19 protein-coding genes and 2 pseudogenes are annotated in these 23,743 nt (G+C 39.2%); 7 read left to right on the plus strand and 14 right to left on the minus strand.

What is annotated here, in order from left to right; all coding sequences use genetic code 11:
- The 3 genes from ACQQ5U_RS19100 to ACQQ5U_RS19110 all read left to right on the plus strand — a co-directional run.
- On the plus strand, positions 1 to 2,953 hold a 2,953-nt coding region (locus tag ACQQ5U_RS19100; protein ID WP_437400022.1), incomplete at its 5' end, for a gliding motility-associated C-terminal domain-containing protein.
- A 1-nt stretch (position 2,954) separates the two neighbouring features.
- Entirely contained in the window at positions 2,955 to 3,944 is a 990-nt protein-coding gene (locus ACQQ5U_RS19105; protein ID WP_437400024.1) for a PorP/SprF family type IX secretion system membrane protein, read from the plus strand.
- 1 nt (position 3,945) lies between these two features.
- Complete coding sequence (locus ACQQ5U_RS19110) at positions 3,946 to 5,892, plus strand: OmpA family protein (protein WP_437400026.1); 1,947 nt, start codon at positions 3,946 to 3,948, stop codon at positions 5,890 to 5,892.
- A 1-nt stretch (position 5,893) separates the two neighbouring features.
- Here the strand turns inward: ACQQ5U_RS19110 and ACQQ5U_RS19115 are convergent, their stop codons facing one another.
- Entirely contained in the window at positions 5,894 to 7,138 is a 1,245-nt protein-coding gene (locus tag ACQQ5U_RS19115) for an NRAMP family divalent metal transporter (protein ID WP_437400028.1), read from the minus strand.
- Positions 7,139 to 7,337: 199 nt separating this feature from the next.
- Positions 7,338 to 9,713, minus strand: coding sequence for a prolyl oligopeptidase family serine peptidase (locus ACQQ5U_RS19120; RefSeq protein WP_437400030.1), 2,376 nt, complete (start codon positions 9,711 to 9,713; stop codon positions 7,338 to 7,340).
- A 223-nt stretch (positions 9,714 to 9,936) separates the two neighbouring features.
- On the opposite strand from ACQQ5U_RS19120, the gene ACQQ5U_RS19125 reads away from it, so the two are divergent.
- Both ACQQ5U_RS19125 and ACQQ5U_RS19130 read left to right on the plus strand, forming a co-directional pair.
- Positions 9,937 to 11,661, plus strand: a complete 1,725-nt coding sequence (locus tag ACQQ5U_RS19125) for a GMC oxidoreductase (protein ID WP_437400032.1) — start codon at positions 9,937 to 9,939, stop codon at positions 11,659 to 11,661.
- A gap of 4 nt (positions 11,662 to 11,665) precedes the next feature.
- A complete protein-coding gene (locus ACQQ5U_RS19130; protein ID WP_437400033.1) occupies positions 11,666 to 12,376 on the plus strand; it encodes a gluconate 2-dehydrogenase subunit 3 family protein in 711 nt (236 codons plus the stop codon).
- 293 nt (positions 12,377 to 12,669) lie between these two features.
- Here ACQQ5U_RS19130 and ACQQ5U_RS19135 read toward each other — a convergent pair whose 3' ends face one another.
- From ACQQ5U_RS19135 to ACQQ5U_RS19155, 5 genes and pseudogenes are all read right to left on the minus strand, one after another.
- Positions 12,670 to 12,960, minus strand: coding sequence for a hypothetical protein (locus ACQQ5U_RS19135; RefSeq protein ID WP_437400035.1), 291 nt, complete (start codon positions 12,958 to 12,960; stop codon positions 12,670 to 12,672).
- 4 nt (positions 12,961 to 12,964) lie between these two features.
- A complete protein-coding gene (locus ACQQ5U_RS19140) occupies positions 12,965 to 13,474 on the minus strand; it encodes an RNA polymerase sigma factor (RefSeq protein WP_437400037.1) in 510 nt (169 codons plus the stop codon).
- 373 nt (positions 13,475 to 13,847) lie between these two features.
- Positions 13,848 to 14,459 carry a MarC family protein gene (locus ACQQ5U_RS19145; RefSeq protein WP_437400039.1) on the minus strand — a complete coding sequence of 204 codons (612 nt, stop codon included), beginning with the start codon at positions 14,457 to 14,459 and terminating at the stop codon, positions 13,848 to 13,850.
- 218 nt (positions 14,460 to 14,677) lie between these two features.
- Positions 14,678 to 15,163, minus strand: coding sequence for an AraC family transcriptional regulator (locus tag ACQQ5U_RS19150; RefSeq protein ID WP_437400057.1), 486 nt, complete (start codon positions 15,161 to 15,163; stop codon positions 14,678 to 14,680).
- A 117-nt stretch (positions 15,164 to 15,280) separates the two neighbouring features.
- Positions 15,281 to 15,592: pseudogene (locus ACQQ5U_RS19155) on the minus strand (helix-turn-helix transcriptional regulator); the annotation flags it as partial.
- Between the two features lie 36 nt (positions 15,593 to 15,628).
- On the opposite strand from ACQQ5U_RS19155, the gene ACQQ5U_RS19160 reads away from it, so the two are divergent.
- A complete protein-coding gene (locus ACQQ5U_RS19160; RefSeq protein ID WP_437400060.1) occupies positions 15,629 to 15,865 on the plus strand; it encodes a hypothetical protein in 237 nt (78 codons plus the stop codon).
- A pseudogene (locus tag ACQQ5U_RS19165) lies at positions 15,810 to 17,383 on the plus strand (IS1182 family transposase). Before ACQQ5U_RS19160 ends, ACQQ5U_RS19165 begins: the two are co-directional and overlap by 56 nt.
- Before the next feature lie 55 nt (positions 17,384 to 17,438).
- Here the strand turns inward: ACQQ5U_RS19165 and ACQQ5U_RS19170 are convergent.
- From ACQQ5U_RS19170 to ACQQ5U_RS19200, 7 genes are all read right to left on the minus strand, one after another.
- The gene (locus tag ACQQ5U_RS19170; RefSeq protein WP_437400041.1) at positions 17,439 to 18,743 is read right to left on the minus strand and encodes an APC family permease; all 1,305 of its coding nucleotides are present in this window, start codon (positions 18,741 to 18,743) and stop codon (positions 17,439 to 17,441) included.
- 158 nt (positions 18,744 to 18,901) lie between these two features.
- The gene (locus ACQQ5U_RS19175) at positions 18,902 to 19,273 is read right to left on the minus strand and encodes a nuclear transport factor 2 family protein (protein ID WP_437400044.1); all 372 of its coding nucleotides are present in this window, start codon (positions 19,271 to 19,273) and stop codon (positions 18,902 to 18,904) included.
- 222 nt (positions 19,274 to 19,495) lie between these two features.
- Positions 19,496 to 20,014 (minus strand): RidA family protein, encoded by a 519-nt coding sequence (locus tag ACQQ5U_RS19180; RefSeq protein WP_437400047.1) that lies wholly within the window; start codon positions 20,012 to 20,014, stop codon positions 19,496 to 19,498.
- 606 nt (positions 20,015 to 20,620) lie between these two features.
- Positions 20,621 to 20,911, minus strand: a complete 291-nt coding sequence (locus ACQQ5U_RS19185) for a hypothetical protein (protein ID WP_437400048.1) — start codon at positions 20,909 to 20,911, stop codon at positions 20,621 to 20,623.
- 3 nt (positions 20,912 to 20,914) lie between these two features.
- Positions 20,915 to 21,742, minus strand: a complete 828-nt coding sequence (locus ACQQ5U_RS19190) for a CPBP family intramembrane glutamic endopeptidase (RefSeq protein WP_437400051.1) — start codon at positions 21,740 to 21,742, stop codon at positions 20,915 to 20,917.
- A gap of 414 nt (positions 21,743 to 22,156) precedes the next feature.
- The gene (locus ACQQ5U_RS19195; protein ID WP_437400053.1) at positions 22,157 to 22,762 is read right to left on the minus strand and encodes a hypothetical protein; all 606 of its coding nucleotides are present in this window, start codon (positions 22,760 to 22,762) and stop codon (positions 22,157 to 22,159) included.
- A 194-nt stretch (positions 22,763 to 22,956) separates the two neighbouring features.
- Positions 22,957 to 23,601, minus strand: a complete 645-nt coding sequence (locus ACQQ5U_RS19200; RefSeq protein ID WP_437400055.1) for a hypothetical protein — start codon at positions 23,599 to 23,601, stop codon at positions 22,957 to 22,959.
- Positions 23,602 to 23,743: the final 142 nt, after the last annotated feature.

A 23,743-nucleotide genomic window follows, 5' to 3' on the forward strand; every position in this document is an offset into this window, starting at 1 on the left:
AGCAACTGCGACGGACCAGATAACGGGCATCGACCTTAGCGGCCTTGGCGACGGCACGATCACCCTTAGCGTGACCCTGACCAACGGGAACGGTACAGGTGGTGCGGTCACGGATACTGCAACAAAGGATACGACTGCACCAGCTGACTATACTGTTTCTATTGATCAATCTTTAATTAACATTACAAATCAAAGCAATGTAAGCTTTACATTTTCTGGTGCTCAGCTTTTATCTACTTATAGTTACACGTTTAGTAGCAATGGTGGAGTGGGTACAATATCCGATAGTGGTTTAATAATAAGTGCTACACAAAATATTAATAATATAGATTTGAGTAGTTTGCCGGATGGAACAATAGCATTAAGTGTTGTATTATCAGATTTATTCGGCCCTGGTAATCCAGCAACAGATACAGCCATTAAAAATACAGCAGTGCCTTCGGGTTATACGGTGAGTTTTGATCAAGACCCCATAAATCAAACCAACGAAAATAATGTAAGTTTTACAATCACTGGGGCGGAGATTGGAGCCGATTATGAATATTCCATCTCAAGTAGTGGGGGCGGGACTCCTGTTACAAGTACAGGGGTAGTTGGTTCTGCATCAGAACAGATCAACACAGACTTAAGTGGCCTTTCTAATGGAACTCTTACTCTTTCCGTAATTCTTTCCAATGTGAATGGAGATGGTGCCCAGGCTACAGATAATGCCACAAAGGAAACTTGTTATGCTGGATCAACAGCACCTGCTTTAAATGGTTCAGTGGTTACTACTTTCTGTGATGCTTTTAATCAAAATTTAAATGATTACATTTTGGATACCCCACCTACTGATACTAATATTAGGTGGAGTATGAGCACAGATCTATCCGATTCGGGAACATATTTGGTATCCAACGTGGTAAATGCCCCCGGAACCTATTATGGTTTTTTCTATGACTCTTTAAATGATTGCTTTAGCGATTATATTACAGTAACCTTGACCCAAAGTTTTACACCAACCACTGGAATTGCTTCCAATTTGGGAACATGCAGCGATGCAGGTAATGGGGATACTTTGGTGGATCTGGATGATAGTTTGAGCGGTGCTGATCCAGGTGCTTGGCAGTTGACAACGGCTCCGGTTGGAGCATCTATATCTATAAATGTCAGCAACATTGTTGATTTTGATGGCCAACCACAGGGAGATTACGTATTTACCTTTACTACTACAGGGGCAACAGGTACATGCGCCAATCAAAGTGTGGATGTTACCGTAACAGTAAATGACTGCTCTGGGCCCTGTGATGCAGGGAACACGGCACCCCAATTTAATGGGGACAATTCCACCATTGAATTCTGCGATATAGTAAATGCAGATTTGAACGATTATCTAACCAGTACCACTGCTCCTGCAGGTACGGTGCTTACATGGAGTACAAGTAATGACCCAACCGTAACAGGAGCACATTTAAATGGAAGTCAAGTGGTGGAACCGGGAACCTATTACGGATTCTTTTACGATGAAGCCAATGATTGCGCTAGTCCCATATTGCCTATTACTTTAGTGCGTAATGTAACACCAACCATTGATAGTACCACGGGGGATGTAAGCTGTGGTTCAGCGATATTGAATCTCACAGCTACCGCATCCGTAACCGATGACAGTAATATTAGTTATACCTGGTACGATGCACCAACAGGAGGAAACATCGTAGGAACCAGCGATACTTTTACGACAAATACTTTAACTGAAACAACATCATTCTATGTTACCGCTTCGGCCAACGGATGTGAAACCGAACGGGTAGAAGTTGTGGCCACAATCAATGATACCCCTAATGCAGGTACCCCAACAAATACCGTTGCCTGCAACATTGAAGGGAATGGTGGTCCCAATATTATAGATTTGGATGATACCCTCACAGGGGCGGATCCCGGAACATGGGCCATCGTCACGGACCCATCCAATGGAACTTTGATTATTGGCTCTGAAAATAATGTGGATTTTGTCGGATTGCCGGCCGGAGACTATGTATTTGAATATACAACCACGGCCGAGGCACCTTGCACCGGTACAACAGTACAGGTAACCATTTCTGTAAGTGATTGTACCGTAGATACCGATGGTGATGGGTTAACCGATGGAGAGGAAACCACTTTGGGCACCAACCCTAACGATCCTGATACCGATGGAGATGGGCTTACCGATGGAGAAGAAGTATTGGTAGAGGATGATCCTGCTACCGAGGCTGTTCCCGAAAATGCAACCGATCCCTTGGATGCATGTGATCCTTTCCTAACTCCTGATTGTAATCCAGCAGATATCGATTTGGCCATTACGAAAGAAGTAGACCAAGAAGAGGTTATTTTGAATTCCGAGGTTACTTTTACGATAACTTTGGAAAATACGACCATGGATAGGGTGTTGGATATTGTTGTAAGCGATGTTTTGGGCAGTGGATTTAATCATATCTCCAATACACCTTCCAAGGGGAGTTATGATGAGATTACAGGGGAGTGGACCATTGATGAGCTTGATGCTGAAGAAATCGTTACATTGGAAATTAGGGTTACCGTCATCGAATCCGGAACTTTGGATAATACGGCAAGCCTATTATCTTCATTCCCGAATGATGGGATTGTCGATAATAATGCTTCAACAGCAAGTGTTGTGGTGAATCGAAGTCAATGCGAAGACCCAGGAACCATTTGTAACATATTTTCACCCAATAGCGACGGACGAAATGATACGTTGATCTTGGTGGGGCACCAATTATATCCCGATAATTCATTCGAAGTATTCGACCGCTACGGAAACAGTGTTTTCCAAATGGATGGGTATGACAGTACGTGGGATGGAACTGGTAAAAATGGAGATTTGCCAAAGGGTACCTATTTTTATATCCTAGATCTTAATGGTGATGGAGCGGACGTAGTAAAAGGATGGATACAAATTGTAAGGAACAACTAAAATGCCAGATAAAACAGGTTTTTCAACATACAGAAGTGTTCTATTGGTGCTTTTATTGGCCGTGGGCTTTACCTATGCCCAAAAAGAACCTCAATATACACAGTACATGTACAATATTGGAAGTTTTAACCCTGCTTATGTGGGAACGGTGGAGAGCCCCGAGATCATCGGATTGTACCGTGCCCAATGGGTAGATATTCCAGGTGCGCCTACCACCATTAGAGCCGGTGCCAATATTCCTTTCAGCAACGAAAAAATGGGATTGGGAATCAACATTGTGAACGATGAATTGGGTCCTTCCACACAGACTTATTTCGATATTGCCTATTCCTATCAAATTCAACTGTCAGACGATACCAAACTATCCTTTGGTTTAAATGCTGGAGGTTCTTCTTTGAATATTGATTATTCAAAAGGGACATTCGTAGATCCTGCGGATCAATCTATTTTGGGAGGGAAGTACAACAGTTTTTATCCGACTATTGGGGCCGGTTTGTTCATGTATCATGAAACGGATTGGTATTTGGGAGCTTCCGTTCCCAATTTTTTGACCGATGAGTTATATAATGACGAAGTGGCGACTATTGTAGAGGATAATATGCAGCTCAATGTTATTGGAGGGTATGTGTTTGAATTGAGCGAACGAACCAAATTTAAACCTGCCTTTTTAATGAATTATCTCCAAGGTTCTCCTGTAACGGTAAACCTATCGGCCAATTTCCAGTTTATCGATGCACTGACCATCGGGGTCTCTTATCGGTTTGATAATGCTGTGAGCGGATTGGCAGGATTTCAGATATCCAATGGGATGTTTATAGGGTACTCTTACGATTATAACACCAATGGTCTGGGCGAGTATAGTGGCGGCTCCCATGAAGCTATTTTGAAGTTTTACATTGGAAGAGGCGGTTTTGGTTCCGGCAATAGCAAATCAAAGAACAAGAAATCAAAAAATAAAGGAAAACAGATTGATTCCCCAAGATTTTTCTAACATGAACCAAGCGAAAAAAATACAGATAACTATATGGGCATCCTTGCTGAGCGTGGTTTTCTGCTTTGCCCAAAAGAAACAAACCGAAGGGGATGTTTTCTTTTTTCAGTACGAATACCAAAAAGCGGTTCAGGCATACGAAAAGCAGCTGTTCGAAGGAACTTTGACCAAGCAACAGTTCTTGAACCTGGCCGATGCCTATTTCGAAACCAATAATTTTGAAAAGGCCTCCGAAGCATACTTAAAGATTTATGATCAGGATACGTTGATGGATGGTCATCATTACAATAAAATGTTGCAGAGTCTTTCCAAGTCGCCCAATGCGGAAGCAAAAGAAGACTTTTTGACCACTATTACCTCAAGTTTTCCAAAAGAAGTAAAGGAGAATATCGAGTTCAACAATCAGTTGTTGCAGGAAGATTCTAAAGGAGGCCAATTGGATTACGAAATTTTCAACTTGGAGGGCAATAGTCCCCAAACGGATTTTGCCCCAAGTTTCTATAATGGTAAGCTTTTGTTTTCCAGTGGTCGTCAAGTAAACAAAAAATTAAGGTACGAACCCGGTAATGAGGGGTATTTCAATATTTATGAATCGGAGATCCAACCTTCCGGACAAATTATGTCCCTGCATACTTTTGAAGCATTGCAAGACACCGATTACCATAAGGCCACACCTTCATTCTCTTCAGTTTTGAACAGTGTATTCTATGTTGTTTCCAATACCCAGAATGGAGAACTTTCTTTCGATTCCAATGGGAAAAATGCATTGTCCATTGCAAAGCAAACCATAGGTGGGTCTTACCAGTTGTTGTTAAAAGATTTGAGCACCTCTTTCTATTATCCTTTTTATGATGATGCCAATGGGAAACTATATTTTTCAGCCGATTTTGAGGATGGCTACGGGGGAACCGATATTTACTTTGTGTACACCAACAATGGACAGGTAATGTCCGCACCGATCAATCTGGGTCCAAGAATCAATACATCTGGTAACGAGATTGCTCCCTTTATTTTTGAGAACAGTTTTTACTTTGCTTCCGATGTGTTCTACGGTCTTGGGGGCATGGATATTTATAAATCCAATATGGAAGGTGAGGATTTTGGTATTCCCATTAATCTGGGTGAACAGATAAACACCGAATTTGATGATTTTGGATTGATTATTCGAAACGAAGGCGATGGTTTGTTGGGATATTTTGCATCTAACCGTCCAGGAGGTAAGGGAAAAGATGATATCTATGGTTTTAAGGTAGATGAAAAACCCGGTCTTAAAACATTGACGTTTAAGGGTGAGGTCGTGAATGCCCATCGTACCTCTAATGTGGTTCCAAACACCGTTGTTAGCCTATGGGATATGGACGGTAATATGTTGGCACAGACAACTTCTGATGAAGATGGCCAATATAGATTGGAAATCCCTTACGAAACTGAGGTGTTGATCGAAGCAACAAAAGAAAGGTATTCAAGATACATTAAGCGCTTCAAACAAGAAGAATTGGATGCATTGCAAAACAACTCTTTTGATATAGGAATTTCGTTGTACGATGATTTGGTGGAAGAGCGCGAAGGCCAAAAAGTGGTAAAAATGGATAAGTTCTATTTTGGCACGAACTCAATACAGTTAACGGATGAAATCAAGGAAGAACTGAATAAGGTGGTCGATTTTGTGAAAGCATTTCCTCAAGCTCAACTTCGAATAGAGACCTATACCGATAGTAGGGGAGGTAGCAGTACCAATTTTAGACTAACTCAAGGGCGTTCGGATGTAATTAAAAAGTATTTGATTGAAAGTGGTGTACCTGCAAGGAATATCCTGTACTCTATTGGTTATGGGGAAGATAAAATATTGAACAACTGTACCAATGGTGTATTCTGCTTGGAATCATTGCACAAACAAAACCAACGTTCCTTGGTGGTGGTGCTTAACGATAATGTACTCTATGATTAAGCTAAACCAAAAGCATCCAGCAATAATACAAGGCAAATAACGATAGAAAAATCATTCCTGAATAGGTAAGAACCCTTAGTCCTATTTTAGGTTGATGTTCCTTTGGAACATCTTTTCCCGTAACTGTTTTAAGGTTCATCCAACCTAAAAGTGGTGCAAAAACGAAAGAAACAAAAGTGGCCAGTCCGACCAGGTCTCCCATGTTGGCACTAAAAAGGCTGATGACGATAAAATTTATCCAAGCCATAAGAATGACCATCAAGGCAAAGGCATGTTTTCTATTGTAGATATTCTTTTTTGGATAAAGCTTCTGGAGTACATCCAAACTTACCCTAGAGATGGCATCATGTGCCGTCATACACGTACTGAACATGGTTGCAAATGCAGCAACGGCAATAAAAAAATAGGCCCAACTCCCAATGTGGGTGGTGAACAGGTTGACCAACTGGTCGGCAAAAACCACAGCGTTGCCACTAAGTTCGGTTCCGGTACCGTATAAGGTCATCCAGCCGATAACCATAAAAAACAAAGCCAAAACTGCCGTTAAAATATAGCCTACATTGAATTCTTGAAGCGCAAGTTTAAGCGAAGGTTTGTTCTTCATGGTCTTTAGATTTTCCATACCCCAAAGGCTTACCCAGCCCGATGCTTCCACTGCTGTGGGCATCCAACCGACAAGACCGATCAAGAATAAAATGCCTACTTCGTTAAAAATTTCTGGACGTTCATACGATGCACTGTTGGGAACGGGACCTTTTTGAAGCACCATAACCGTAGTAACCAACAAGGCAACAAATAGAATGGTAATGACTGCCTTTAAGGAGTTTTCTAGGAATCTATATTTGCCAACTATCAAGATCAAACTTATAAAAACAAATAACCCTAAGGATATGGTTCCGGCTCCAACCGTGGTAACGTCAAAAAGGTTAATGAACAAACCAGCAGTTACCACATAAAGTGCCGCCAAAATAGTAAAGGTGGAAATTAGGGTCACAAAAGCGTAAATGTATAAATAGGTCTTGCCCAAGTTGGTATATCCCTCGATCAGACTTTTTTCGGTAACCGTAGTGTACCGAATACCAAATTCAAAAAAAGGATATTTGAACAGATTGGCCAAGAGAATGGGGATTACCATAATCCACCCATATTGGGCACCAGCTTTGGTAGAGAGTACTAAATGCGAGGTGCCAATGGCCATACTGGCAAACAATAGGCCGGGGCCGAGTGCTTTCAACAGTGCCTTCATGCAGCTTGTTTGTTAATTTTACGGCAGGAAGATATGTTTTTTTGTTGAAAGTTTTCAACCCCCATTTTAAAGGGTTGCCCGTATTGATCAAAGTTGGTGTATAGAATTGTCAGTTCGAGTTTTTCCTTTAGGAAAAGTATCGAGAACAAGTTTTTGCAGATAGATACCTATTCTCGATACTTATTTTTTACTATTCAAATTATTCTTTCTCTAAAAGTGATTTCTGGAACAGTTTGAAAATACGGGTATATTCGTCCGTCCAACTGCTAGGTTCCACAAAACCATGTCGCTCCACGGGGTAGACCGCCATTTCCCAATTTTCTTTACCGAGTTCGATCAAACGTTGGGAAAGTCGAACCATATCCTGAAAATGCACATTGTCGTCCACCATACCATGCAAAATCAAAAGGTCGCCTTGTAATCCATCCGCAAAATAGATGGGCGAACTACGTTTGTAGGCCAAACTATCGGTCGCAGGAGTATTTAAAATCCGGGCTGTATAGCCATGGTTGTATGCGGCCCAGTCACCAACGGAACGTATCGCCCCACCAGCGCTAAAAGTATCAGGAGCATTGAACATCCCCATCAAAGTAATAAATCCGCCGTAGGAACCTCCGTAAATACCAATTTTATCTGCATCAATGCCATATTCATCCATCAACATTTTAGCACCATCCACTTGGTCGGACAAATCCTTGCCGCCCATGTGTCGGTAAATTCCAGTGCGCCAATCCCGACCATAACCAGCACTTCCACGATAATCAATATCGAGTACGGTATAGCCATTGTCCACCAAAAGGTTGTGGAACATGTATTCCCTAAAATAAGAGCTCCACCACTTGTGGGCATTTTGCAAGTAACCAGCACCGTGCACAAAAATTACGGCCGCTTTGTTTTTTACTGAAGATTCGGGTTGATACAGTCTTGCGTGAACTTCTGCGCCATCGGATGCCTTGAACGTAATGATTTCTGGATCCTTCCAATCATACGCATTAAAGTCATCACTGTTCGACTTTGTAATTTGTTCCGCTTGCGTATTTCCACCTGTTTCAACGGGGTTATCTTTAACAAATAACTCCGTTGGCTTATTGGAGTAGGAATAGAGAATGGCCATTTTCTCTTCATTGGGTGATAGTACCACATCATTTCTACCAATCATATTGGTCAATTTTTCCCATTTGCCACCTTTTAGTGACATAGCGTAGAATTGACGATCGCCCGGATGCGTTTTATTGGAAGTAAAATACCATCTGCTTTTGTCTTTTGATAACGAAGCGCCATAAATTTCAAACTCTCCAGAGGTAAGGGCCTTTGCCTTTTTGCTTTTAAGGTTCATGGTATACAAATGGGAATAGCCTGTTTTTTCGGACATAAACCATACACTTTTATCATCGGGCATCCATCCCAAAGAACCTCCGCCCCATCTGCCGATACCGGGACCTCCGATCCAAGCTTCATCATGCTGGCGGTCCAATTGCTCTACAGTACCAGTTTTGGGGTCCAACAATACAATCCATCGGTCCTTGTAATCGTTGGCTTGAATATCCAAAATGCCCTTTGAGCCATCGGTGTTCCAAGTTGGGCCATTGATAAAACCGATACGGTCTTCGTTTTCATAGGTTTTGTTCGGATAGTCTTTGGTGTATTCGGGAACATAATCCAACGCTTCCAAATTGTCCAAAACCACTGGATAGCTTTTACGGTTTTCGATATCGTACACAAACATTTCATATTGTGTGGGTTCATCACCTACTTTGGATCGGGTATTTTGGTCCTCGGTATACCCAGATTCCGTTACATAATGAGGTACAATGGTTCCTTTGGATTCTGGACGTTCCATCAAAACATAGGTAATGTAGGAGCCCGACGGGTCCATTTGAAGACTTATAACTCGTTTTCCTTTGGTTTCAATTTCCAAAGGCTCCAGAGCTTCTAACTTTTTACAGATCCCTTCCCCAGTATCTCTTTTCGCTTTTCGCTCCTGTAAGACATCAAAAATTCCCAACTGGTCCTGGTAGAGCCATTCATCTTTGGTGTCGCGTTGTGGTTCCTTTTTCTTGGATTTTACAAATTGTGTTTTTTGCTCCAATAGTCCGGAAGCAATGTTCCATGTAAAAAGTTCCCCATCTTTTTCAAAAGCTATGCTTTTTCCATTATCAGTAAAGTGTGGATTGCTTTCCCGTCCTTGGGTTTTGGTTATAGGTTTGGATTGATAGGAGTCAACATCCAGTAAGAAGATATCCCCGTTTTTGGAGTATACCGCTTTGGTCTTATTTTGATTGTATGTGATTCTGGAAGATGGAAGTCCATTAGCCTTAAAAAACCCTACTTTTTCAATGTTTTTGCTGTTGACGGAGTATGCGTAGAGCGAATCACTTAGTGCACCATCAGGATTCCAGTCAAAATACAGGGTTTGTCCATCCGTTGACCAGTAAGGACCGGAAGGCCTGTGACCGATAAAGTCATCTCCCTGCATGATATCCTTTATTTTAAGGGTGGAGTTATTTCCTTTTTGAGCTAGAATGGTGTTAAAAGTGATAAGAAAAAGTACGAGTAGCGTAAAAAATCCTCTCATGATTGCTGTAAGGTTTAAGGTGGTTTGTTCTTCAAATATCGGCTATTTTAATGAGTTTCTAAGATTGATTCCTAAATGGAAAAGTTGAAAAAGTATCCGTATTTGTTATCAGAAAAAGTATCTTTAATACGTACAAGATGTAAATAGAATCAATGTATACCTTTTTAAAGTATAGGTAATATATTGATTTAAAGTTATTTAAAACTAAACCAAACCAATATCAATGCAAATTATTGAAAATTCTACGGTCTACGATGCTATCATTGTTGGCTCTGGAGCGGGAGGTGGTATGTCCGCCAAAGTACTTTCAGAGTCAGGGCTAAAAGTAGCCGTTGTAGAAGCCGGACCATTCTTTGACCCCGCCAAACCAGAACACCAAACCCAATTAAAATGGCCATATGAAAGTCCACGTAGGGGAGCCAGTACCCGCTATCGCCCCTTCGGTGATTTTGATGCCGCCTACGGTGGATGGGATATAGAAGGAGAACCCTATACCCAAAAAGATGGGACCCAATTTGAATGGTTCCGTTCAAGAATGTTGGGAGGAAGAACCAATCACTGGGGTAGAATTTCCTTACGGTTCGGCCCCAAGGATTTTAAACACAAAGATGTGGATGGCCATGGGGATAACTGGCCTATAAGTTATGACGATGTAAAGCCCTATTACGATAAGGTTGATAAGATGATCGGGGTATTTGGAACCAACGAAGGGTTGCCCAATGATCCCGATGGTTTCTTTTTGCCACCGCCAAAACCTAGGTTGCACGAACTTTTTTATATCAAGGGAGCACGAAAGAGCAATATTCCTGTGTATCCTTCAAGAATGTCGATGCTTACCAAAAAGATAAACGAGGACCGGGGAGTCTGTTTTTATTGTGGTCAATGTAATCGGGCATGCCAAGTATATGCTGATTTCTCTGCAGGAACCTGTTTAATTTTCCCTGCACAGAAAAATGGAGGCCAAATTGACCTATTCGTCAATTGCATGGTCCGCGAAGTGACCACGGACGATGAAGGAAGAGCTACTGGGGTATCCTACATCAACAAAGAGGATAGAAAAGAATATAAACTGAAAGGAAAAGTAGTGGTTCTAGGAGCTTCGGCCTGTAGTTCTGCACGAATCCTTTTGAACTCGAAGAGCAAACAACACCCTAATGGATTGGGCAATAGCAGTGATGTTGTTGGAAAGTATTTACACGATTCCACAGGAGCTGGTAGAGCAGCCTTTGTTCCAAGTTTAATGAACCGGAAAGTTTCTTACAACGAAGACGGGGTAGGAGGTATGCACGTATACTCCCCTTGGTGGGGAGACAACTCCAAGTTGGATTTCCCTCGTGGTTACCACATTGAAGTGTGGGGCGGTATGGGAATGCCCAGTTACGGATTTGGATTCAATGCCAATGAGTTCAATAAGTTCTTTGGGACCAAGGTTGGTGGCTATGGCGATGTATTGCGCAGTGATGCCAAGAAATATTACGGTGCCGTAGTGGGTATGGCCGGCCGTGGTGAGTCCATTGCCCGAAAAGATAACTATTGCGAGATAGACCCCACCACGGTCGATGAGTTTGGTATTCCCGTGTTGAGATTCCATTACAAATGGTCGCAGTTTGAGATTAACCAAGCCAAGCACATGCAAGATACTTTTGAGGAAATCTTGATCAATATGGGCGGAGAGCCTTTGGGTGATAAACCGGGTAAGGATACCAATTATGGCTTGCACAACCCAGGTAATATTATCCACGAAGTGGGAACCACTCGAATGGGTGATGATCCCAAGACTTCGGTAACCAATAAATATCAGCAGTTGCACGATGTGGACAATGTTTTTATCGTGGATGCAGGACCATTTACATCACAGGCAGATAAGAACTGTACTTGGACCATTTTGGCACTTTCCATGAGGGCCTCGGAATACATTGTGGAGCAATTGAAACAACAAAATATTTAAGGACATGGACAGAAGAAAAAGTTTAAAATCGATAGTGCTGGGTTCCGTGGCCGGAGGATTGGCCATCCATGGGTGCAAGCCTTCAACGGGAACTGAAGAATTGGTAGAAGCACCAAAAATTACTTATCCGGGCAGGGTTCCCTTGGAAACAGAACTGATCAACGAACTGCAGGATGAGCAATTTTTGAATCAGCACGAGGTGGAGACACTTACCCTATTGTGTGACCTTATATTGCCTCCTTCGGAAGAGTTTAAAGGGGCATCCGATGCTAATGTTGTTGATTTTATTGAGTTTATGTGCAAGGACAACGAAGCTTTCCAGCCCGACATTCGAGGAGGAATAATGTGGTTAGATCACAAAAGCAACACCGAGTACGGCGTGGAATTTAAAACAGCTACTGAAGAGCAACAAAAGGCCGTTTTAGATGAAATTGCCTTTTACGACCCAGAAGTGCCCGGTAATGAACGACCTTTCGAGGTGAATTTCTTCTCCTTGGTTCGTAACCTGACCATGACCGGTTTTTATACTTCTAAAATTGGTATAGAAGAGATAGGGTACAAGGGTAATATGCCCAATGTATGGGATGGTGTTCCAGATGATGTTTTGGAACAGCACGGTGTTTCTTATGATGAAGAGTGGCTGGCCAAGTGTGTGGACCAGAGCAAGCGTGGTATTATTGCCGAGTGGGACGAGGATGGCAATCTGTTGACCTAAAAATTAATCCCAAGATGTAAAAATAAGGCTCAATCTTTAGGGATTGGGCCTTTTTATATTTTAGATGAAATTCAATATGGTATTACTAAGCACATTTTACTACTTTGTAAGAAGACAATTTAGTTGAGATGATTGCAAAAACGTGTTGTCCTAATCATCCCTTGGCGAATTGTTCACAATGTTGTTGTATATGGTTTGTTTCGTGTTTAAGCACCTAATTTAGCAAATCCGAGAGGATTTTCGTGAGTAGGCTAGAACTAGCAATAAATTATATACGGTGTTGCCAGTAGTTTTTATCTTTTAAATCTATCAATTACTTTCTTTATAAATTCCGAAATAATATTGATGTCCTTTTTTATTGCATCTTTTTCAAATTGGCTGACGTTATTTCTTTTCGTTTTAGCCCAGTTTAATTTAAAAGTAGCTATGTCTGCATTAATCGAATCTTTCTCGAATTGACTTACTTTACTTTTAAACTCATTTATGAGCAGTGATACTTGAATATTAATTTTTTCGGATTGAGGCTGTTCATTCCAAGTTTTTTTTATGTCTTGCCAAATATTTTTCTGTTCACTATTCCACATAATATTATAGTTTATCCGTTATACAATCCAATAGGATTTTTTTAATTCTTTTCATTTTTACTGCAATATGATTTTCTGTTGATCCGGTTATTTCAGCAATTTCTTTATACTTCAACTCTTCTAAATAAAGGATAATGATTGATTTATTTTCATTGTTTAATTTTGAGATACAAGAAGCCAAAGCATTATACTTTTCTTGCTGATCATTCTCAATAGGAATTTCGACAGGAATGAATTGAATAGATTCTAATTGAAGTGTCTTGTCATAAGTTTTCCCTGATTTTTGTTTTGAGCGAAGACAGACATTTAGTGTAATTCTGTAAATCCAAGTGTCAATACTCGAATTGCCTTTAAAAGTTGAAAGAGATTTCCAAATTGCAAAAATTACTTCTTGGAAAAGGTCTTGAGGTTCTAAAGGGGAAACGGCGTAGATTTTACAAATTCTATAAATTTTCTCTTTATTATGCTCAAGTAGCTGTTCAAATGTTTCTGTCATTGGTTTTTTATCTTTCATTATTACCCTCACTTATTTAGTGACAAGAGTTTTCGAAATATGACAGATTTTTTAATTTAGTTACGGATTTTCTTAAATTACTGGAAACAGAGTGCTAAACGTAGTGCTGTGATTTCTATGGAAATATAACCAAATCCGTTCAACCATGTCAAAAGAACTTTCCTTCTTATCATCTTATGGCGTGGTTTGCCAAGGAGTCCACGTGAGCGGACGTACCCTTGTGGGATTTCGTGTTATTGGGAGTATAAATTACAGTGCTAAATTGCTTTTAGCATGAGTTGTGCACTGTTTTGGCTCGATGCCCGCACAAGAGCGATATTCTGGGTTGTGGGATTGGTACAATTTGGTTTAGCGCTCTGTTGTGCTTTCTTTTTTATATATTGAACGATAATTTGATTCCTTCTGTAATCATTCCTGTTCCAATTATGGCAAGAATTAGCCCCATTAATTTACCGACAACTGCAATCAAGTTTGGACCCAATTTTTCTACTATTTTTTCACTGAAAGCAAAGGCTATATAAGTTATAAAAATAAGTGCTCCGAAAATTGTAATGACGATTCCAATGTGTACAAGATCAGCATTGGTGACGCTATTCATAGCGGCAATAATCGTTCCTGGGCCAGCCAATATAGGAATCGCTAACGGGGAAATAGCAAGGTTGTTCTTACCTTCTGCATTATTTTGGTGCATTTTAGGCTTTTGAGACATAAGCATTTCAAAACCTACATAAAATATCAAAATGCCACCTGTTAATTTAAATGCAGGAATAGTAATTCCAAACATTTCAAAAATGTATTTCCCCAAAACAACGAAAGCGGCAACAATAATAAAAGCGGTAATTGTGCCTGTTCGGGCAATTTTCTTTTTGTTTTCTTCTGTTTCGCCTTCTACTAGTCCCAAAAAAATCGGAGTGTTTGCAATTGGATTCATAATAGCAAAGAAGCTCATAAATACTGTTAGAGCATAAGTAAATAAGTTTTCCATTTGGTTATTTTATAATAATCTATTCTACAGTTAATTTAAATTCAATCCATGGAAATCTCTAAAATGAAGTACAACGGTCAGTGTATGAGCAGTAGTGGATTAAAATCCACTAACTTTTCGGTTAAATACTTACCTTTATTAATATTTATTTCGTTTTAATTTTACACTAAATCGCTATTGCTCATACACCGTGTTAACTGCTGGTTTTTTATTTCCCTTTACATTTTTCTAACAGGCACGCATATATCGACTTTGAAAGTTCCATTTTCAGGTTCTTCAGGGTACAATTCAAAACAAGCCCTATCATCTGGTTGATATCCACTTTTTGGAAACCATTTACCCATAAGCCAATCCCAGGCCTGTTGAAATTCATCGGCTTTTACCGTGAATCTTGCAACAACATATTTTCCTTTTTCAAGCACCATTCTTCCAATTTCTCCATCAACTTTGGTGTTTTCCGGTGCAGTTAAGCAAACGCTTGTTCTTAATTTATTTTTATCTGCAACATTTACGTCATCATGATAAACAATAGCTGTTTGAAAATCTCCATTGTCTAACAGTCCTTTTGGTCCCGCCCAAGCAAATAGTTTACTAAACAATCTCTCAAATAATTTGGTATCTCCCTGATAAGGTCCAATATGTCTTAAATAAACCACGGGTATATTTGGTAATTCTTTGATTTCAATGCTTTCGTTTTTCTTCATGTCTATTTTCCATTTAATTGACTTCGTTTGATTACAAATGTAAATGGAAGGTATTTCAATGGTTTTATCTTTAGTGCTATTCACTTTATCCAAATTGCTATTTTTAGTTCGAAACGAAGTAGCCGATTCATTGTAATAGGACTTGAAGTTTTTTGAAAACACAGGTAGGCTTTTAAATCCGCATTTATAGGCTATATCTGAGATTAAGTCGTTTCCGTGGATCAAGAGCGATGCTGCTTTTTCCAATCGTAAACGAAGAATCAATTGAAACGGGGTTTCTCCTGTTACAGCTTGAAATATTCTGCTGAAATGAAATCTTGAGAAATTGGAAATCTTTGCCAGCTCAATCAATGAGAAATTATTGTCCAGATTTTTTTCAATATGGTCAATTACATTGTTTATTCTGTATTTATATTCATTGTCAATCATTGAGTTCGTTCCAACTTGCAGCCAACGGTCTAGTGTATGATTTCGTTGCGTGTTTCAGCAATTAATTTAGCAAATACAAACCGAATAGAAAACCCAAGAGGATTTTCAGAAGTAGGCGAGAACAAGCAATTACTTATAGCCATTGTGCCTGTTGCACAAGTTAGGAAAAAATCGGTTTTGATCATTGCCGATCCGGGGATCGATCGTAACTTGAGGTATGCAAGGAAAAAAGGACTACCAAGAAAAGCTGTTCGCGAGCTTCCAGCTCAGTGAACGCATACCGGAGGAAAATTTTTACAGGAGGCTGAAAGGTGCGCTGGACCTGGATTTTCTATATCCGCTGACCAAGGGTTATTACGGGGAGAGCGGGCAAAAGAGTATTGATCCCGTGGTGTTCTTCAAGCTTTGCCTAGTTGGATATCTCGAGAATATCATCAGCGACCGAAAACTCATCGACCATTGTTCGATGCGTTTGGACATCCTCTATTTTATCGGTTATGATATCGACGAGGAACTGCCATGGCACAGTACGATAAGCCGTACTCGGCAACTGTTCCCCGAGTCCGTTTTTGAGGAAGTGTTCACAAGGGTATTGGCCCTGTGCGTGGAAAAGGGAATGGTGAGCGGCCATACCCAGGCCATCGATTCGGCCCCCGTGAAGGCCAACGCCAGTATGGACAGTCTGGAGCTCAAGGTACCCAAAGAAGATCTGGAGGCCCATTTGCACAACGTTCGACATATCAGTGCCATGGATAAAAAAAAACTTCAATAAGAAGGTCCAGGAACAACAGGGCCCCCGAAGAACAACAAAGTATAACGGCCTCCAAGAAAGAGTTGGGCGCGATCGCCTCGCGCACCAAGAAATGGGCCAAGGACCAGGACCAACGTCCCGGTGCGGGCAACAAGGGGAGCAAGTACACCAGCAACAAGACGCACTACAGCCCTACGGACCCCGACGCACGCATCAGCGTAAAACCCGGCAAGGCCAGAAAGCTCAACTACCTGAGCCAATTGAGCGTAGATACCGCCCACCACGTGATAACCGACATCAGGGCTTACCATGCCGACGGAAAGGATAACCAACAGTTGTCCGATATCGTAGCTCGATTGCGAACCAGGCTATGGCAAGGTGGATTGTATTGGGAGAACTGCGTGGCCGACACGGGCTATAGTAGCGGGGAAAATTACGCAATGCTGGAGGAAAGGGGACTGAAAAGTTTCATACCGCCCCATGGCACCTACAAGGGCGGGCCAACGGGCTTTGAGTATATTGAAACGGCTGACCATTACGTTTGCCCCCAAGGAAAGGTAATCCCTTTCACCAAGGTGTTCAACGATTACCGGACGGGTACCAGGAAGAAGGAGTACCGTGCGCGGAAACATGTCTGCCTAGGCTGTCCCATACGGGAGCAGTGCCTGGGCAAGTCGGCACAGGAGAAGAAGTTCAGCGTAACGTACTATCGCGAAGAATACGAACGCAACATCGCAAGGGTGGAGAGTCCACAGGGCAGGTACATGAAGGGCAAACGACAAAGTACCGTGGAACCCGTTTTCGGCACCCTGACCCAGTTCATGGGGCTGCGAAAGATAAATACCATCGGGCTGGCACAGGCCAACAAGGCAATGCACCTCTCGGCCATTGCCTATAACCTGAAAAAGTACCTTAAATTCACTCAAAACCGCACAAAAAGCGGGGCGGGGCAACTTGCTTTGGCCACTTTTCTGCAAAGTGGCCTGCAACGGTTATTTGAACCCCGTCAAAACAAGCCGAAATTTGTCATTGACTTTTGATTGATAAAAGAAAAAGCCGCTTAGAGCGGCTTAAAAGGACATGCTTTTTTGAATATTAATGGCTTGTGCAACGGTTACCATTGTTGGGCACAGTTTTTTTATAGATAAATTCGATTATAAAACAGAATAGAATTATTCCAACAGAAACCAATACACCTACCTTATTGCTGCCAAATTGTTGGATCAGTAGCGTTACAAATGCTAATATGCATAACACACCAGCCAATACATGTATCCATTTTTTTGAGTTCAGTTCTTTATGTTTTTTATATCCAATAAAATTGACAACTCCAAAAATCAGTAGAAAACCAGCACTTCCCGCGGTAGATATGCTCTTTAAATTGAAAAAATTGACCAATGCAACAGATAATATGGCTGTTATTAAAAACCCAATTGGTTTGCCCCAAAATTTGTGACAAAAATATTTTGGTAATTCGTTATCCTCGGCAATATCATAGTTTACGCGACCACTTCCCAATACGGTGGCATTAATTGCAGAGAAAGTAGATATTAATGCTGTTATGGTAATGACAGTAAAGCCAATTTGTCCCAAAGTCGGTTCTGCGGCCTTAGCCAGAACGTAATCTTGGGCACTTGAAATTTGATTGAAAGGTAAAGCGCCTACAGTAACGATAGCAATCAAAATATAAAGAACGATAACAAAACTAACTGCTCCAAAATAGGCCTTTCCCGTGTTTTTTTCTCTGTCTTTCAAATCGGAAATCGAATTTGCGATCAGCTCAAATCCTTCATAGGCTACAAAAATCACCATTCCGCCAGCAAGTAAGAGCAAGGGACTTTCCCAATTTTCTGGCGAAAGTTGGTGTAAGTTTTCCGGATTGTTTGAAAGTCCGTAAAAACCTACGCCTATAAAAGCTACCAGAATTAGAAGTTTAACGATAACTGCAACAGACTCTATACCGCTGACCAATTTTACGCTCAAATAATTAATCAACAAAGCAATAATAAGAATGCTCGTTTGGTAAATATGTGTATCAATATTCTTTGAACCAGTCATTGAAAACAATTCAGCTCCATAAGAGCCGAATGCCGAGGCATAAAGCGCAAGCATTACAATATAACTTATCCAAAGAAGGTTGTTAATGCCACCTGAAAAAACACCCTGACCAAATTGGTTGTTTACAAATTCAACAGTACCGCCATCTTCCGGATATTTTTTTGAAAGTTTGCTATAAGAATAGGCAGTTAGCAATGCTATCAATCCCGCAAAGCAAAACGCAATTGGTGTTCCACCTTTAGCCAATGAGACAGCAAGCCCGAGTACGGCAAAAATTCCGCCTCCAACCATTCCGCCAATTCCAATGGAAATAGCATCTTTCAATCCAATTTTCTTATTCATCGGCGTCATGTTTAAATTGTTCACAACGGTTTGGCTATGATTTCGGCGTGGAATCATCCGCAGGATTATTCAGCCGACATCCGTCCGTTTGATTCTTACTTTTATTTTAGTGTGGCACAAAACCACAATGAATTATAGCCAATGTTAGGCACCGTTATTTAATTATCTCCTCTACCTAAATACGCTCGAATTGACTTTATTTTTCCTTCAGCATTAATTGTGATAATATCAACAACATAAAGTTCCTCTTTAGAATCAACTACAATTTTTAGTTCCGCTGCAACCGTGTTCTTGTTTTCATAAGTAGAAAGCACATCGATTTCTATAGAGTTTGCATTCTCAAAATTTTTCCGTGTTTCATTTATTGCATTGTCCTTTCCTTTAACGCGAATTTTCCAGTCCCGCAACACAATATCCTCGGAAAACATTTCTTCGATACTATTTAAGTCCTTTTCCTCATATCTTTTTAGATACAAAAGACATATTTCTTTATTGGTTTTTTCAGTGAAAGGTTTACTTCTTTTATCCATAGGTTGAAATTCATTGGTAATTAGAAATATTGCTGATATCAAAATAGTTTTTATATACATTCAGATTTTTTTAATTGTGCCTAACGGTCTCGTATAGCCGTCAGTTACAGGTTTTAAGTTACTGTTTTTCGGTTTAGCACTGACGTTAGCAATTCCGAGTGGATTCGGACGTAGTCGAATCCGCCGTAATTGCGGTTATACATTGTTGTGCTTTGGTACTTTTTATTCCGATTTATGTACTTCAAGTTCGATTTCAACCATAAATTCAGGTAATGCTAATCCTTTTACTTCAAGCCAAGAACCAGTCGGAAATCCATTTTTATAAATTTCAGCACGATATGCTGATTTTTCCAGCATTTGAGCCATATCAGTTGTGAAAATGTCTTCTTTTACAACATCGTCAAATGTGCAACCAAAGTGTTTTAATATTTTTTCCAAATCAGCATAACAGTTTTTCATCTGCTGTTCTATATCGCCAACAGCAGTTGGATTTCCTTCATTGTCCATACTAACTGCTCCAGAAATTTTAATGCTATTCCCAATTTTCACAGCGTGTGAATATCCGTATGCTTTTTCTACTTCTGGACGCAAGAGAAAATATTCAGGTTTTTCGGATTCAACAATTACTTCTTTTTCCACTTCTTTAGTTTCTTCCTTTTGTTTTTGTTCACAACTTTGGAATACAAAAGCCAATGCAAAAAGTGTTGCGAGTAAAGTCAATCTGTTGGTTAGTTTTTTCATAATTCTGATTGTTTAATGCCTACATTGGTCGGTTTTCGGCTTCCCCGTTTTTATTATCCGTTTCGTTTATCAGTATGAAGGCTAACAGAGCGCTAAGCGTAGTGCGATAGGTGCAATTTGGTTTAGCGCTTTGTTGTGAACAATTTACTTTAAGATGCATTGCAACGAAGTTGCGCAGATTAAAGTTCGCCCTTGGCGAATTGTTCACAACGGTTTTGTGTATGAACAGTAGCGGGTTTTAAGCGACTACTTTTTAAATTACAATATACTTTATTTAAATGAAATAGCGGTTCGAGTTAGAACTCAAACCGCTAATGTTTATACACCTTGTTAGCTGTAGTTTTTTTAGTTCTTTCAAAGTTGTTATCTCTTTTATCTTACTAATTTAAACGGAATTCTGTTTCATTAGAAAACGGACACTTTTCTATGTCTTGGTAATTCATTGTCCGAGTAACAGAGGTTATTTTCCAATTCTCATTAACCAATATAAGTGACCAATATTCAATTCCCCAATTTTGAATTTTTGAGTCAAAAGAAAAACTATAATCAAAGGAAATTGTTGCAAAATCTCCTCGTGTATCAATTTTCACATTATAAAACTTTTCTTCAGCCTTTTCCCTTTAAATTATTATAGAATGTTACATAATCCCCTGAATGAAATACAAAATCGGGCATCTGCTTTAAGGTAATTTCCTTTGTCTTTTTGGTAAAAATTGCTGCCCAAGCTATAGAATCGTGTAAAAATAGTTTGCTAAACTTTTCAATATCATTATGTGCGATTATGGATACTCTAAAATCTTCAATTACACGCTCTAGTTGCTGTTCTGAATCTTTTCTTTGAGCGTTTAAAACTGTAGATGCTAATAATATGCTTAAAACTAATAGTGTGTATCTCATAAGTTATAGGTTTATCTTCTTTTGAACATCTTCCTTATTTATTTTCCCCAAAAGTATAAGACCAATAACAAACAATGGAAGAAAAATTAAAATAGGTATGGCGGCAGAAAAAATCTGTTCTGTTAAAGTCATTCCCGCGTTAGAAGTTGAATAATCATCTGTGTTATTTAAGCTTGGTAGGGAACCAAATAGGAAGAAAAAATTAATGAGACCGTGTGTAATTGCAATAGGTAGTAATTTGTTGGTTTTTATTAAAGCAATACCAAAAAAGAATCCAATTAAAATTGCATAGATTGATTGTCCAATAACTTGAGGAATATTATCGTTTACAGTCAAGTTGAGCAAATGCGAAGCTCCAAAAAATACGGCAGGGAATAATATTCCTAAAAAGATGCCATTTTTGTGTGATATATATTTTTTTATAAAAATAGGCTGTAAATAACCTCTGAATACAAATTCCTCAGCAAAACCCACCAATAGGCAAGCAATTAGCAGCAATAATACATTAAAGAAATTTATAGATGATAAGTCTTTATTTATAAAACCCAAGATACCCAATATGAAAAGATAGAATGGTATTAGATTGACGTATTTAAAGGACCATTTATACTTTGAACTATTACCAGATAAAGCGGTTTCGTTTAATTTTTTTATCAGTACCAAGCTAATTAAGAAAATGGATAGCATTTTAACAGTCAGTACAACGTATTCTATTTGAAAACTTGAAAAAGGGAGTTCTTTAATTGCTTCATCTAAGGGTGTCAGCATTATAATAGCGATAATGCCAAGCATCAGTATTCCTGAGAAGAATGGGTTTAATTTTTTAATCATTACTATATATTTTTTATCTATGTTTTAAATAGATGACGATATAGTTTGATTACTGTTACAGGGAATAAAAGTGTTGTAAGGTTATACAATTAAATTCTAATCCTTTTCGGAAATCTGTCGATAAGATGATTTTTTAGTCAAATTACAGCTAACAGAGCGTTAAACGTAGTGCGATAGGTGCAATTTGGTTTAGCGCTCTGTTGTGAACAATTTACTTTAAGATGCATTGCAACGAAGTTGCGCAGATTAAAGTTCGCCCTTGGCGAATTGTTCACAACGTGTTTGTATATGGTTTGTTGCGTGGTTTAAGTAACTAATTTAGCAAATAAAAACCGAATAGAAAATCCGCGAGGATTTTCGTAAATAGGCTAGAACTAGCAATAAATTATATACGGTGTTAGGCACTGTGTTTTTTCAGTTTTTTCTTATTATGTCATCTTCGTTATTGTAAATTCCATCTTTTCCAGCAGAAATCAGTATGTAATTTACAGAGTCAACTAATTCATATTTATATGGATTTTTCCAGCTATCTGCTTTCCAACTTACCCAAATAGGTTTACGCCTAATAAATGATTCGTAATTTTCCGGAAAAACTCCATAATGATTTTTATAAAGACTTAATTCAGTCGATATTTTATTCATTTCTTCTTTAGTTCTGTCTTCATTAACGTATTCATTCGTTATAAATTCAGCACTTTTGAAAAGTCCAGTTGTCAAAAGAGTTAGAGTTAAAGGAAATAAAACAACTACAATTAGTAAACTAAACGCAAGATATCTAGTTGCTGATTTTTTTCCATCACGTTCTTCAACTTTGTCGTAAACATCAAAAATCGCCCAAATCATAATAATTATATGTGGAAACCAAAAAGGGATTAAATCCAAAAAATCTAAATTTAAAATCAGATAAGTTGAAACTATGTATGTCAATAAAATAATTCCTCCTTTTCTGAAGTCTTTCAGAACAAATTGTCCAACTCCTGGTAAAAAGAAAGAAATGATAAAAGGAAGAAGGTTTTTCATTTTCGGTAATTTCGGTTTACATTGTGCCTAACGGTTAGTATATGGCAAGTAGGGCAGAAGAAAGCGAAAAACTTTCGGATTTGCACTGAGCCAAAACGTTGTATTTTGTTTTTATCTTATTCATTTTAAAAGCCAAATCAACGATTTGGCGGTGTCGGTAAAAAGCACTGAACTTTCCTAAACCACCGAACGCCCTATTTGCTATATACAGTGTTATAGGCTTTTTTTCTTAATTCAGTTTTAAAATTTTCCATTCTCATTCCACTTCCAATCAGATTTCCGTATGTGTCAATTTGAGCTAAAGCTGGCCAAACATATCCGTAATCACCTCCTTTTTCATTAAACCAATCAAAGGGTATCATTTCAACTACATCGTCTGTAATCACTATGATTGCAAACGTTTCGTAATAATCAAGGTCATACTTTATTTTTTCGGAACGGATATATGTAATAAAGTTGGTCAAGCCAAGGTTGTTTTCGAGCTGGTTGGTTCCCAATTCTAATTTTGGGATTTCGATTTCAATAATCTTAGAATCGCTGTTAAATTCAAGGTCAAATTTTTTAATGGTCAATGTGTCTTTGTCAGTAGACCATGTTATTAAATTTTCGTTCTCAATCATTAAGCTTTGTCCAAATTCAATTGTCAGTTTGGTCTCATTGTTATTTATTAAATCTAACTCAGAAGCCATTTTTGTTTTCTCATCGAACTTAACTTCTGTTGTCAAATTGAATGGTGAAATCAGCTTACGAAAATCACGTTCGTTAAAGAAATAAGGAAAATAGAATTGTCTTGAAGTCAATCCATTTTCTTGTCCAAATATCTTTTTGATTAAGTTCATTTCTTTAATTGCCTATAACAGAGCGCTAAACGTAGTGCTGTGATTTCTACGGAAATATAACGAAATCCGTTCAACCATGTCAAAAGAACTTTCCTTCTTATCATCTTATGGCGTGGTTTGCCAAGGAGTCCGCGTGAGCGGA

Origin of the sequence: Flagellimonas lutimaris (assembly GCF_051494225.1) — a bacterium.
Taxonomy (GTDB): domain Bacteria; phylum Bacteroidota; class Bacteroidia; order Flavobacteriales; family Flavobacteriaceae; genus Flagellimonas; species Flagellimonas lutimaris_A.